This window comes from Streptomyces natalensis ATCC 27448, from assembly GCF_000935125.1.
Classification (GTDB): Bacteria; Actinomycetota; Actinomycetes; order Streptomycetales; family Streptomycetaceae; genus Streptomyces; species Streptomyces natalensis.
On record NZ_JRKI01000003.1, the window covers coordinates 506,422 to 519,530 of the forward strand.

At 69.9% G+C, this 13,109-nt stretch carries 12 protein-coding genes; 5 read left to right on the forward strand and 7 right to left on the reverse strand.

Annotated features, from left to right (window positions below):
- Positions 1-78: 78 nt before the first annotated feature.
- The 3 genes from SNA_RS03250 to SNA_RS03260 all read right to left on the reverse strand — a co-directional run bounded on the left by SNA_RS03250 (position 79) and on the right by SNA_RS03260 (position 3,112).
- Positions 79-1,491 carry an MFS transporter gene (locus SNA_RS03250; RefSeq protein ID WP_052808867.1) on the reverse strand — a complete coding sequence of 471 codons (1,413 nt, stop codon included), beginning with the start codon at positions 1,489-1,491 and terminating at the stop codon, positions 79-81.
- A gap of 211 nt (positions 1,492-1,702) precedes the next feature.
- Complete coding sequence (locus SNA_RS03255; RefSeq protein WP_044362965.1) at positions 1,703-2,308, reverse strand: TetR/AcrR family transcriptional regulator; 606 nt, start codon at positions 2,306-2,308, stop codon at positions 1,703-1,705.
- A 54-nt stretch (positions 2,309-2,362) separates the two neighbouring features.
- Positions 2,363-3,112, reverse strand: a complete 750-nt coding sequence (locus tag SNA_RS03260; RefSeq protein WP_030066263.1) for a ribonuclease H family protein — start codon at positions 3,110-3,112, stop codon at positions 2,363-2,365.
- Positions 3,113-3,246: 134 nt separating this feature from the next.
- Here SNA_RS03260 and SNA_RS03265 point away from each other — a divergent pair, with 134 nt between their 5' ends.
- A complete protein-coding gene (locus tag SNA_RS03265) occupies positions 3,247-3,837 on the forward strand; it encodes a GNAT family N-acetyltransferase (RefSeq protein ID WP_030066262.1) in 591 nt (196 codons plus the stop codon).
- Between the two features lie 53 nt (positions 3,838-3,890).
- On the opposite strand, the gene SNA_RS03270 is transcribed toward SNA_RS03265, so the two are convergent.
- Together SNA_RS03270 and SNA_RS03275 are read right to left on the reverse strand one after the other, a co-directional pair.
- Positions 3,891-4,715 carry a trypsin-like serine peptidase gene (locus SNA_RS03270; protein WP_030066261.1) on the reverse strand — a complete coding sequence of 275 codons (825 nt, stop codon included), beginning with the start codon at positions 4,713-4,715 and terminating at the stop codon, positions 3,891-3,893.
- A gap of 152 nt (positions 4,716-4,867) precedes the next feature.
- Complete coding sequence (locus SNA_RS03275) at positions 4,868-7,135, reverse strand: (Fe-S)-binding protein (RefSeq protein ID WP_030066260.1); 2,268 nt, start codon at positions 7,133-7,135, stop codon at positions 4,868-4,870.
- 356 nt (positions 7,136-7,491) lie between these two features.
- Between SNA_RS03275 and dnaK the strand changes: the two genes are divergently transcribed.
- The 4 genes from dnaK to SNA_RS03295 are packed head-to-tail and all read left to right on the forward strand — an operon-like array spanning position 7,492 to position 11,700.
- Positions 7,492-9,363, forward strand: coding sequence for a molecular chaperone DnaK (gene dnaK / locus SNA_RS03280; RefSeq protein ID WP_044362968.1), 1,872 nt, complete (start codon positions 7,492-7,494; stop codon positions 9,361-9,363).
- The gene (gene grpE / locus SNA_RS03285) at positions 9,360-10,022 is read left to right on the forward strand and encodes a nucleotide exchange factor GrpE (protein ID WP_030066256.1); all 663 of its coding nucleotides are present in this window, start codon (positions 9,360-9,362) and stop codon (positions 10,020-10,022) included. The genes dnaK and grpE overlap by 4 nt, the downstream gene beginning before the upstream one ends.
- Before the next feature lie 45 nt (positions 10,023-10,067).
- On the forward strand, positions 10,068-11,246 hold the full coding sequence (gene dnaJ / locus SNA_RS03290; protein ID WP_030066255.1) for a molecular chaperone DnaJ: 1,179 nt from the start codon (positions 10,068-10,070) through the stop codon (positions 11,244-11,246).
- A 1-nt stretch (position 11,247) separates the two neighbouring features.
- The gene (locus SNA_RS03295) at positions 11,248-11,700 is read left to right on the forward strand and encodes a heat shock protein transcriptional repressor HspR (RefSeq protein ID WP_030066254.1); all 453 of its coding nucleotides are present in this window, start codon (positions 11,248-11,250) and stop codon (positions 11,698-11,700) included.
- Between the two features lie 96 nt (positions 11,701-11,796).
- On the opposite strand, the gene SNA_RS03300 is transcribed toward SNA_RS03295, so the two are convergent.
- Together SNA_RS03300 and SNA_RS03305 are read right to left on the reverse strand one after the other, a co-directional pair.
- Positions 11,797-12,201 carry a hypothetical protein gene (locus tag SNA_RS03300; protein ID WP_030066253.1) on the reverse strand — a complete coding sequence of 135 codons (405 nt, stop codon included), beginning with the start codon at positions 12,199-12,201 and terminating at the stop codon, positions 11,797-11,799.
- A 465-nt stretch (positions 12,202-12,666) separates the two neighbouring features.
- Entirely contained in the window at positions 12,667-13,071 is a 405-nt protein-coding gene (locus tag SNA_RS03305) for a pyridoxamine 5'-phosphate oxidase family protein (protein WP_030066252.1), read from the reverse strand.
- Between the last annotated feature and the right edge of the window lie 38 nt (positions 13,072-13,109).

Genomic DNA, 13,109 nt, shown 5'->3' on the forward strand with positions numbered 1-13,109 from the left:
TTGTGCCGGGGCGAAGGGATCCGATGTCGCTGTCGGATGCCGGTGGGGCGACCGGGGGCGGGTTGAGGGCCGCCGGGCCTACCTTGCCGTACGGCGCGGCAGCAGCAGGGCCGTTGCCACCGTCGTCGTCAGCATCATGCCGCCGCAGATGAGGAAACTGGTCGTCATCCCGCTCTGGAAGGCGGACCGGTCCGCGATCAGCGCACCGAAGGTCGCCACCGCGAGGCAACTGCCCACCTGGCGGCTGGTGTTGAGGACGGCGGCCGCCGTGCCGGCGCGTTCGGCGGGGACGCTCTCCAGGAGGGCGGCGGTCAGCGACGGTACGGCGAGCCCGCCGCCCAGGCCGATCGGGATGAGCAACAGCACCGGGACCAGGAGGGACGTACCGGCGTTCACCGTGAGCATCAGCAGGGCGCCGGCGCCCATGATCAGCTGACCCAGTGTCATCGGGAGCCGGGCGCCGGTGCGGGCCGCGAGCCTGACCCCCGCCATGTTGACCACGGAGATCAGCGCGCACATCGGGATGAACATCGCGCCCGCGCCGACCGCCGAGACGCCGCGGGCCTGCTGGAAGTACATGCCGAGCATGAAGATCGCGCCGTAGAAGACCGCGTTGAGGGCGAATCCCGCGGACAGGCAGACCAGCACCGTACGGGAGGTGAAAAGGCTCAGCGGCACCATCGGCGCGCTGCGGCGGGACTGGGTGACCAGGAAGACCGTCATGGACACCGCCGCGACCGCCAGGGTGAGCAGGACGCCCGGGGTGGCGAATCCGTCGCGGCCGCCCTCGATGACGGCGTACGTGAGGGCGGTCAGCGCGATGACGACGGAGAGCTGGCCGAGGAGGTCGAGGGGCACCTGACGGCGCGGGGAACGGGGGAGACGGCTGAGCAGGGCGAGGCCCACGGCGCCGATGGGAAGGTTCACGAAGAAGATGGCGCGCCAGCTCAGTCCACTGGTGAGCAGCCCGCCGGCCACCGGGCCGACGGCCACCGCGACCGAACCGGCCGCCGTCCAGATGGCTATCGCGCGGGCCCGTTTGCCGGGGTCGGAGTACGTCTGCCGGATCAGCGCCAGAGAGGCGGGGACCATCAGCGCGGCGGCGCCCCCCTGCACCATGCGGGAGACGATCAGGGTGCCGAGCTCGGGCGCGAGGCCGCAGGCGGCGGAGGCGAGGGTGAAACCGGCCAGGCCGAGGGCGTAGGCGCGGGCGGCACCGATCCGGTCCGAGAGGGTGCCGGCCGAGAGCATCAGGGCCGCGAACATCAGGGTGTACCCGTCCACGATCCACTGCAGATCGGCCATCCCGCCGCGCAGGCTGTGCGAGATGGCCGGCAGGGCGACGTTGACCACGGATCCGTCGAGCGAGATCACGAAGAAGCTCAACAGGGCGGCGACCAGGACCAGATGGGGGGAGGCGCGGGGCGGGGCGGGGGCTTGCGGGGGAGCGGCGGCGGGGGCGGTTTTCGGGGCGCGGGTGAGCAGGGCCATGGGGGCTCCTTCGGGGCGTCGCGGCAGCGGTCGAGGCTGCGCCAAGTCACCCTGAGAGCAGGCGAGTTGGGGTTTCGCGATGAGGTGAGGGTGGCTGGGATCAGCCTGATGGGACGACGGTAGCGGGAGCCGGACCGTCATGCAACCATCTAGTTGGTTTTTCGCCGGACCCCGGCGACCTCTGTGCCCCTGTGGCCGCGTACTCGCGGCGTCAACCAGTCCCGCCCACCGCGCTGTCGATGATGGTCTCGCCATGCGTCACGACGCTGGTGCGCAGCAGCGCCCAGCCCGCTTCGCTGTCGGCCTCCGGGCCGAGCATCAGTCGGCGCTGCTGCGGCACGATGAACGGCCATGACGCCAGCCCGATGAGGGAGATCAGGACGCGGGCCGCCGCGGCGGGGTCGTCGATGCCGAGGGCGGTGCTGAGCGCGGCGGCCTTGCCCGCGTAATAGGTCTCGCGGTCCTTCTCGTCGGGGATCGGGCGGTCGCGGTAGTGCAGGCCCTCCCAGGCCAGCAGTCGCACGAGGTCCCCGGAGGTGCGGTGGTAGTCGAAAACCTCGCCGATGTAGGCGCGCAGGCCGTCCTCCGTGGTGGGCAGCGGGACGCGCTCGGCGAGATGGGCGTAGGCGCGGGCCAGTACGGCCGAGAACAGCGCCTCCTTGTTGCCGAAGTAGGCGTAGATCCGCTGCTTGTTCACTCCGGAGCGTTCGGCGATCCGGTCCACGCGGGCACCGGCCAGGCCGAGCTCGGAGAACTCCGCGTGCGCGGCTTCCAGGAGCTTGTTGCGCGTCTCTTGGGCTTTGGGGGTGGCGGCCATGAGTCGAGCCTAGCCGAGGAGAAACCAACTGGATAGTTTGGAAGCCTGTGCAGGCTACTTGGCGTCCGCTGCCCCCGCCGTGTCCGCCGCGCCCCGGCACGCCGGATGCCCCCAGCCGTCGGCGTTCTTGGCGATGGGCTCGCCCGCCGCGTATGAGCGGCCGCACCGGCAGCGTCCCGGGAACTTGGCCTTCAGGGTCCGTGCGGACGTACGCGAGGTGCTCCGTCCGGCCGCGGGCGACGCGGACCCGGTGCGCGAAGCGCCGGTGCGGCGGCCGGTGCCTGCGGGCCTGGGGACGGTGGGTGAGGCCGGCGGCTCCGGGGAGCCCAGGTCGCTGCCGGCCGGCTCCTGGGCGGTGGCGGCCCGGCTCGCGGCGCGGTCGGCGAAGTCGTTGAGCGGGTCGCCGTCCACCTGGTGCGCGGGTACGTACCGGAATTCCACCGAGCGTCCCGCGAGCAGCTCGTCGATACGCATCACCAGGTCCTGGTTGGCGACCGGCTTGCCCGCCGCGGTCTTCCAGCCCTTGCGCTTCCAGCCGGGCAGCCAGGTGGTGACCGCCTTCATCGCGTACTGCGAGTCCATCCGGATCTCCATCGGAACGGCCGGATCGGTGGCCGCCAGCAGACGCTCCAGCGCGGTGAGCTCCGCGACGTTGTTGGTCGCGGTCCCCAGGGGGCCGGCCTCCCAGCGGGCCGCCGTGCCCTCGTCGTCGCCGATGACCCAGGCCCAGCCCGCGGGGCCGGGGTTTCCCTTCGAGGCGCCGTCACATGCGGCGGTCATGCGTTCAGCCATGCGGGCGATGATGTCAGGTGGCGGGTGGGCGGGCGAAACCGTGCCGGGTGCGCGGGTCGGCAGGTACGCGCAAGGTGACGTAACCGCCCGCGTAGGGGCCGCAATTCGTCTGGCGCCGAGGGTGCGGGGCAGCGAGGATGCCGATCATGAGTTTCACGTTTGCGCCCGTCATACCTGCGGGGAGTCTCTCCGCCGCCGTTCAGCCCTCGTTGGCTTCGACGGACGGTGAGTTGGTGTTGCGGCCGTGGGGCGGGGACGACGCCGCCATGGTGCAGCGGGCCTATGCGGATCCGGAGATTCACCGTTGGCATTCGCGGCACGTGGCGTCGCTGGAGGAGGCGCGGGAGCGGATCGCGTCCTTTGGGCGGGGCTGGCGGGAGGAGCGGGCGGCCGAGTGGGTGGTGACGGCGGCCGTCGGGGGCGAGGCCCTGGGGCGGGTGGCGTTGCGGTGGATGGATCTTCAGCGGGGGCTCGCCGAGTGTGCGTACTGGGTGCTGCCGCACGCCCGGGGAAAGGGCGTCGCCCCGCGCGCCCTCACCACGCTGGCCGACTGGGCGCTGGACGAGGTCGGGTTCCACCGGCTGGAGTTGGTGCACTCGGACCGTAACGAGGCGTCCTGCCGGGTGGCCACCAAGGCCGGTTTCGCGGGGGAGGGCGTGCGGCGCAGCGCGCATCTGCACGGGGACGGGTGGCATGACATGCATCAGCACGGGCGGGTGCAGGGGGACGACGGCTGAGGCGAGGCCAGGGGGCTGGCGGCAGGCGCTCCTCGGCCCTGGTGCCGGGCTGCTCAGCCCCGTACCGGGCTGCCGCCCCGCCCCCGTACCGCTCGCTCGTACAGGGTCCGCGCCCGGTGGTCGAAGAGCACCGCCACCGACTCGTGGTCGGTGTTGCCGCCGCTCAGGACGCCGATGAGACGGCCGGGGCGGGAGGCGTCGCGGTGGTTCGCGAGCCAGGGGCCGCCGCTGGTGCCGGGCCAGAAGCCGGGGCATTCCATACGGATCATGTACGGCTCGTCGGGGTCGCGGCGGGTGCGGGTGGTGCAGGAGGTGGGGCGGTTGCGGGGGTTGTGGTCCTCGTTGGGGTAGCCGACGACGGTGACGCGGCGGCGCGGTGACGAGGACCAGTCGGGGGCCGCGGCACCGACGACGTCCTGGATGCGGCGGCCGTGTTTGTCGGGGGCGACGGTCAGGAAGGCGTAGTCGCCCTGGTCGTCGTTGTCCTTCGTCCACAGGCTGTTGACATGGAGGGCGGTGACCTTCCACGTCCCGTAAGGGGAGCGGCCGGAGCCGGCCCCTGAGAACCCGGGGGCGAAGCGGAGGTCGCCCTTGAACGGCCCGGGCTCGTAGCCGTCCGCCTTGTCCTCCTTCTGGAAGTAGACGCAGTGGGCGGCGGTGGCGAGGAGATTGCGGCTCGGGCTGTCGATGACGCTCGCCGTGCACCAGTGGTCGTTGTCGCTGGTGAGGACGCCGACGAAGGGCAGCAGGCCATCGGCGGCGGCCTTCGGCGGGGAGGCGGGGGCGGCGTCGGCGCATCCGGAGAGGAGCGCGGCCAGGAGCGAGAAGGCCGTGGCCAGGACGGCACGGGAGCGGCGCGGCGTGTGGTGCGTAAGCATGACGCCCGGCTAGAGGGCAAGGGGGCCGTACGGGTTCCGTGGCCCGAGACGGCCGGGAACGGTCTACGGACGGAAACGCCAACGGTCACAAACGCCAACGGCCGGCCCCTTGGTGAACGGGACCGGCCGCAGGCCAGGAAACGGAAGCGGCGTTACTTCGCCGGCTCCGGCTCGGGGGCGTCCGCCGACTCCGCGTCGTCCGTCGGGTCGAGCGGGGTCTTGACGGAGTCCAGCAGCAGCTGGGCCACGTCGACGACCTGGATGGACTCCTTGGCCTTGCCGTCGTTCTTCTTGCCGTTGACCGAGTCCGTCAGCATGACCAGGCAGAACGGGCAGGCCGTCGAGACGATGTCGGGGTTGAGGGACAGGGCCTCGTCGACGCGCTCGTTGTTGATGCGCTTGCCGATGCGCTCTTCCATCCACATCCGGGCGCCGCCGGCGCCGCAGCAGAAGCCGCGCTCCTTGTGGCGGTGCATCTCCTCGTTCCGCAGGCCCGGCACCTTGGCGATGATCTCGCGCGGGGGCGTGTAGACCTTGTTGTGGCGGCCGAGGTAGCAGGGGTCGTGGTAGGTGATCAGACCCTCGACCGGGGTGACGGGGATGAGCTTGCCCTCGTCCACCAGGTGCTGGAGCAGCTGGGTGTGGTGGATGACCTCGTACTCGCCGCCGAGCTGCGGGTACTCGTTCGCGATGGTGTTGAAGCAGTGCGGGCAGGTGGCGACGATCTTCTTCGACGACTTCGGCTTCTTGGTCGACTCGTCCTCGTCGTCCTCGCCGAATGCCGCGTTGAGCGAAGCGACGTTCTCGGTGCCCAGCTGCTGGAAGAGGAACTCGTTGCCCAGGCGGCGCGGCGAGTCACCGGTGCACTTCTCGTCGCCGCCCATGATGGCGAACTTGACGCCGGCGATGTGCAGCAGCTCCGCGAAGGCCTTGGTGGTCTTCTTGGCGCGGTCCTCCAGGGCGCCGGCGCAGCCGACCCAGTAGAGGTAGTCGACCTCGGTGAGGTCCTCGACGTCCTTGCCGACGACCGGGACCTCGAAGTCGACCTCCTTGGTCCAGGCGAGGCGCTGCTTCTTGGCCAGGCCCCAGGGGTTGCCCTTCTTCTCCAGGTTCTTGAGCATCGTGCCCGCCTCGCTGGGGAAGCTGGACTCGATCATGACCTGGTAGCGGCGCATGTCGACGATGTGGTCGACGTGCTCGATGTCGACCGGGCACTGCTCGACACAGGCGCCGCAGGAGGTGCAGGACCACAGGACGTCGGGGTCGATGACGCCGTTCTCTTCGAGGGTGCCGATCAGCGGGCGCTCGGCCTCGGCGAGGGCGGACGCCGGGACGTCCTTCAACTGCTCCTCGGTGGCCGTCTCATTGCCCTCGGCGTCCTTGCCGCCGCCCGCCAGAAGGTACGGGGCCTTGGCGTGCGCGTGGTCGCGCAGCGCCATGATCAGCAGCTTGGGGGAGAGCGGCTTGCCGGTGTTCCAGGCGGGGCACTGCGACTGGCAGCGGCCGCACTCGGTGCAGGTGGAGAAGTCGAGCAGGCCCTTCCAGGAGAAGTGCTCGATCTGGGAGACGCCGAACTGGTCGTCCTCGCCCGGGTCCTCGAAGTCGATCGGCTTGCCGGCGGAGGTCATCGGCTGGAGCGCGCCGAGCGCCACATCGCCGTCCGCCTCGCGCTTGAACCAGATGTTGGGGAAGGCCAGGAAGCGGTGCCAGGCGACACCCATGTCCGTCTTCAGCGCGACCGTGATCATCCAGATGAAGGACGTCGCGATCTTGATCCCCGCGAAGAGGTAGGTGAGGTTCTGGAGGGTGGCGACGCTCATGCCCTTGAAGGCGGCGACGAGCGGGTACGTGGCGAAGTAGGCGGCCTCGTAGTGGTCGACGCCGTGCTGGGCACCTTCCAGGGCGTGCAGCGTGACGATGCAGATGCCGACGATGAGGATGACGCCCTCGACGAAGTACGCCTGGCCGGTGTTGGAGCCCGCGAAGCGGGACTTGCGGCCCGCCTTGCCCGGACGGCTCATCTGGCGGATGGCGATCAGGACGACGATGCCCACGGTCGTGAGGGTGCCCATGCCCTCGACCCACATCTCCCACGGCACCCAGTCGCCGATGAACGGGATCAGCCAGTCGGCCTTGAAGAGCTGGCCGATGGCGTTGACGATCGTCAGCAGCAGGGAGAGGAAGCCCACCGCCACGAACCAGTGCGCGACGCCGACGACACCCCAGCGGTTCATCCGGGTGTGGCCGACGAATTCCTTGGCCACCGTGACCGTGCGCCGGGCGGGGTCGTCGGTCCGGGTGCCGGCGGGTACGGACTGGCCGAGCCGCATGAAGCGGTAGATCTGCCAGATGGCGCGGCCGAACAGCGCGACGCCTACCGCGATGAGGACCAGCGACACGATGATCGCGGCGAGTTGCATTGGGGGCTCCTCGGACCTGCGCGAGCGGAAGAGTTGGGAGAACTGAGCGGGACTGCCAAGCAGGGCTCCAAGCGGAACTACTAAGCAGTAACTTTTTTGGTCTGCGGCTGAGGTTACCCATTCTCCCGGGCCTCATGAAGCCGCGCGGCCGGTGATCTGTATCGCGCAGGCATGCCTCAGATGCTCCCTCCGGGGGCCCGCGCAACCGTTCCCGCCGCCCCGTCGTCCTTATGAACGCCCTGGTGAGGATAAGGGCCGAATAAAAGTTGAGTGGGGCCGACTCAGCTCTGTTGACAGGTTTTTCTGTGTGTTGCACTCTTGAGCCTGTTCCACTCAAGTCAGCTGGAGGAATTGACATGGCACGTGCGGTCGGCATCGACCTGGGCACGACGAACTCCGTCGTCAGTGTTCTCGAAGGCGGTGAGCCCACCGTCATCACCAACGCCGAGGGCGCCAGGACCACGCCGTCCGTCGTCGCCTTCGCCAAGAACGGCGAGGTGCTGGTCGGCGAGGTCGCCAAGCGCCAGGCGGTGACCAACGTCGACAGGACCATCCGGTCGGTCAAGCGCCACATGGGCACCGACTGGAAGATGGACATCGACGGCAAGGCCTTCAACCCGCAGCAGATGAGCGCGTTCATCCTGCAGAAGCTGAAGCGCGACGCCGAGGCGTACCTGGGCGAGAAGGTCACGGACGCGGTCATCACCGTTCCTGCCTACTTCAACGACTCCGAGCGCCAGGCGACGAAGGAGGCCGGCGAGATCGCGGGCCTGAACGTCCTGCGCATCGTCAACGAGCCGACCGCGGCCGCCCTGGCCTACGGCCTGGAGAAGGAAGACCAGACCATTCTGGTCTTCGACCTCGGTGGCGGCACCTTCGACGTCTCGCTGCTGGAGATCGGCGACGGCGTCGTCGAGGTGAAGGCCACCAACGGTGACAACCACCTCGGTGGTGACGACTGGGACCAGCGCATCGTCGAGTACCTGGTCAAGCAGTTCGCGAACGGCCACGGCGTCGACCTGTCCAAGGACAAGATGGCCCTCCAGCGCCTGCGTGAGGCCGCGGAGAAGGCGAAGATCGAGCTGTCCTCGTCCACCGAGACGACGATCAACCTGCCCTACATCACGGCCTCCGCCGAGGGTCCGCTGCACCTGGACGAGAAGCTCACCCGGGCGCAGTTCCAGCAGCTGACCGCGGACCTCCTGGACCGCTGCAAGACCCCGTTCCACAACGTCATCAAGGACGCGGGTATCAACCTGTCCGAGATCGACCACGTGGTCCTGGTCGGCGGTTCGACCCGTATGCCGGCCGTCGCCGAGCTCGTCAAGGAGCTGACCGGCGGCAAGGAGGCCAACAAGGGCGTCAACCCGGACGAGGTCGTGGCCATGGGTGCCACCCTCCAGGCCGGTGTCCTCAAGGGTGACGTCAAGGACGTCCTCCTGCTCGACGTCACGCCGCTGTCCCTCGGTATCGAGACCAAGGGCGGCATCATGACCAAGCTGATCGAGCGGAACACGACGATCCCGACCAAGCGGTCCGAGATCTTCACCACCGCCGAGGACAACCAGCCGTCCGTCCAGATCCAGGTCTACCAGGGCGAGCGCGAGATCGCGGCGTACAACAAGAAGCTCGGGATGTTCGAGCTGACCGGTCTGCCGCCGGCCCCGCGCGGTGTCCCGCAGATCGAGGTGTCCTTCGACATCGACGCCAACGGCATCATGCACGTCACGGCCAAGGACCTCGGCACGGGCAAGGAGCAGAAGATGACCGTCACCGGCGGCTCCTCGCTGCCGAAGGACGAGGTCGACCGCATGCGTGAGGAGGCCGAGCGCTACGCGGACGAGGACCACAAGCGCCGCGAGGCCGCCGAGGCCCGCAACCAGGGCGAGCAGCTGGTCTACCAGACCGAGAAGTTCCTCAAGGACAACGAGGACAAGGTCCCCGGCGAGATCAAGACCGAGGTCGAGTCCGCCGTCGGCGAGCTGAAGGAGAAGCTCAAGGGCGAGTCCGCCGAGGGCGACAACACCGCCGAGATCCGCACCGCCACGGAGAAGGTCGCGGCCGTCTCGCAGAAGCTCGGCCAGGCCATGTACGCCGACGCCCAGGCCGCGCAGGCCGCCGGCGGCGCCGAGGGCGCCGCTGCCGGTGAGCAGCCCAAGGCCGAGGACGACGTCGTCGACGCCGAGATCGTCGACGAGGACAAGCCGAAGAAGGATGGTGCCGCGTGACGGAGGAGACCCCGGGCTTCGACGAGAAGCCTGACGTCCCCTCTGACGCCGCTCCCGAAGACGCGGCGCAGGCCGAGTCCGCCGACAAGGCGGGCTCGGCCCCGGCCGGGGACGACAGCGAGAACCGCAAGGGCGTGTCCCTCGCGGCGCAGCTGGACCAGGCCCGTGCGGCGCTCAACGAGCGCACCGCGGACCTCCAGCGGCTCCAGGCGGAGTACCAGAACTACCGCCGCCGAGTGGAACGGGACCGGATCACGGTCAAGGAGATCGCCGCGGCGAACATCCTGTCCGAGCTCCTGCCCACCCTCGACGACATCGGACGCGCCCGTGAGCACGGCGAACTGGTCGGCGGCTTCAAGTCGGTGGCCGAATCGCTGGAGACCGTGATCGCCAAGCTCGGTCTCCAGCAGTTCGGCAAGGAGGGCGAGCCCTTCGACCCGACGATCCACGAAGCGCTGATGCATTCGTACGCACCGGACGTCACGGAGACCACGTGCGTGGCGATCCTGCAGCCCGGGTATCGCATCGGTGAGCGAACGATCCGCCCCGCGCGGGTCGCCGTCGCCGAGCCGCAGCCGGGCGCGCAGAACGCCAAGTCCGCCGCCGAAGAGGACACCAAGGCTTCGGACGAGGAGAGCGGTGGCCCGGACGAGGGCTGACGTGACGACGCAGCAGATACCCGCGCGGAAGGAGGGACGTCGGGGATGAGCACCAAGGACTTCGTCGAGAAGGACTACTACAAGGTTCTCGGCGTCCCGAAGGACGCGACCGAGGCGGAGATCAAGAAGGCGTACCGCAAGCTCGCCCGGGAGAACCACCCGGACGCCAACAAGGGCGACGACAAGGCCGAGGAGCGCTTCAAGGAGATCTCCGAGGCCAACGACGTCCTGGGCGATCCCAAGCGCCGCAAGGAGTACGACGAGGCGCGTGCGCTGTTCGGCAACGGCGGGTTCCGGCCCGGTCCCGGTGCCGGTGGCGGCAGCTTCAACTTCGACCTGGGCGACCTGTTCGGGGGCACCACCCAGGGCGGCGGCCAGGGAGGCGGTGGCTTCGGCGGCGGCCTCGGGGACGTCTTCGGCGGCCTGTTCAACCGCGGCGGCGCGGGCACCCGTACGCAGCCGCGGCGGGGCCAGGACATCGAGTCCGAGGTGACGCTCAGCTTCACCGAGGCGGTCGACGGGGCCACGGTCCCGCTGCGGATGTCCAGCAGGGAGCCCTGCAAGGCGTGCTCGGGCACCGGCGACAAAAACGGTACGCCGCGGGTGTGCCCGACCTGTGTCGGCACCGGCCAGGTCAGCCGGGGCGCGGGCGGCGGCTTCTCGCTCACCGACCCGTGCGCCGACTGCAAGGGCCGGGGCCTGATCGCGCAGGACCCTTGCGACGTCTGCAAGGGCAGCGGCCGCGCGACGAGCGCCCGCACCATGCAGGTCCGTATCCCCGCGGGCGTCTCGGACGGGCAGCGCATCCGGCTGCGCGGCAAGGGCGGTCCGGGCGAGCAGGGCGGCCCCGCGGGCGATCTGTATGTCGTCGTGCACGTCAAGCCCCACCCGGTCTTCGGCCGCAAGGGCGACAACCTCACCGTCACGGTGCCGGTCACCTTCCCGGAGGCCGCGTTGGGCGGCGAGATCAAGGTGCCGACACTGGGCGGCCCGCCGGTCACGCTCAAGCTGCCGGCCGGCACCCCCAACGGACGCACCATGCGGGCCCGCGGCAAGGGCGCGGCCCGTAAGGACGGCACCCGTGGTGATCTGCTGGTCACCATAGAGGTGGTCGTTCCCAAGGACCTCGGCGACAAGGCGCAGGAAGCGCTGGAGTCCTATCGCGAGGCGACCGCGGGACCGGATCCGCGGGCAGAGCTGTTCCAGGCCGCGAAGGGAGCTTGAGATGGACAGCCGGGGCGGGCAGCGTCGTAACCCGTATGAACTGACCGAAGAATCGCCGGTGTACGTCATCTCCGTCGCGGCCCAGCTCTCCGGCCTGCATCCGCAGACCCTGCGGCAGTACGACCGCCTGGGTCTGGTCTCCCCCGACCGTACGGCCGGCCGGGGCCGCCGCTACTCCGCCCGCGACATCGAACTGCTGCGCACCGTCCAGCAGTTGTCGCAGGAGGAGGGCATCAACCTCGCCGGCATCAAGCGCATCATCGAGCTGGAGAACCAGGTCGCCGCCCTCCAGCAGCGGGTCGCCGAGCTCCAGGGCGCCCTGGAGGGCGCGGCCAGCGCCATGCAGCAGCGGGAGGCGGCGGTGCACGCCTCCTACCGCCGCGATCTGGTGCCGTACCAGGACGTCCAGCAGACCAGCGCGCTGGTGGTGTGGCGGCCCAAGCGGTCGGAGTAGTACGGCGCAGCGCCGTCGGTGGCGCGCCGTGGCTTGTACGGCGGAGGGGCCGGGGATGCTGTCCCCGGCCCCTCCGCCGTCCCCGCGTGCCGGGGTTCAGCAGCCGTTGTAGCCCGCCGTCGGCATCGACAGCCGCCGGTGCACCTGGGACTTCATCGCCAGGGTGTAGACCGGCTCGTCGAGGTCGGCGGTCTCCAGCCGTACGCCCGCCGCCGCGCACCGTGCGCCGAACTCCTCGGCCCCGGCGATGGCGTTCTCCAGCGCCCGCCGGTTGGGGACCACGAACACATCGACCAGGCCCTCTTCGACATCGCTCCACAGCGCGCTGTGGTCGGCGCGCAGCTGGTGCAGGCTCAGCCGGCAGGTCAGGTGGTAATCACGGGCTGCCGCCCACTGTTTGCACATGTCGTGCTGGCTGCGGTCGTCGACCAGAAACGGATCCTCGTCCAGCTCGGACAGCGGCATCAGGCAGGCGATCGCCGTCACTCGGACCGAGTTCATCGTGCCCTCCGGGGCGTGGCGATTGTGGGGGCGACGATACCCCGCAGCCGCCCCTGGGTGGAGGGGTGGCGCCGGGTGGCGAGGCATAGCCGCAGGCGTGGCAGATCTTCCAGCCGTCCTGGTTGATGGCGAGCTGTCCGCCGCACCGCGGGCAGGACTCCGCACGCGGGTGCGGGCGGGTGGGCCGCCGACGGCGTGGAACGGTCGTCGAGGTGCGCAGCGCCTGCGCCATACGGGCCTCCAGCTGCCGTGATGTGCGCGAAGGAGGGCCGAGAAGGTCCGCTTGGATGTCACTTGGATATCGCTTGAGTGCGGAACTGTTCGGTGCCTGCCGCTTCTTTTCGCTCTACTTTCGTTCTGTGTCCGCTTCCTGGGTACCAGGCGACCGGCCCCCGGCGGATACGGACCGGCCGTTTCAGGCCAGCTTCGGACCGGAGGGGGTACGCAGCGGCGTCGGTACGGCGCTCAGGCCCGCCCCATCGCCCGGTTCACCGCGATCTCGATCATGACGCGGTCGGGGTTGGGCTCCGGCGTCCGCCCGTACCGCTCGGCGTACCGGTTCACCGCATCGGCCACCGTCTCGGCGTCCGTGCGCACCCGGGCGATGCCCTCCAGCGTCGCCCAGCGGCCGCGGTCCACCTGGCACACGGCGACGGTGGCCCCGTCGGCCCCGGCGGCGAGGATGTTCTTGACCTTGGTGCTGTCCTTGCGCGTGATGATCCGCGCGATCCGCTGCCCGGCGTCGTAGGTGACGCCCACCGGGACGACATGCGGGGTCCCGTTCGCACGCAGCGTGGTGAGGGTCGGCATCAGGTACTCGCCCCAGAAGGCGACGTACTCGGGGCTGAGGGCGTTCAGGTCGTGGGCCATGGGGGCAAGGGTAGGCCCGCGCCCCTTGGGGGTTCGCG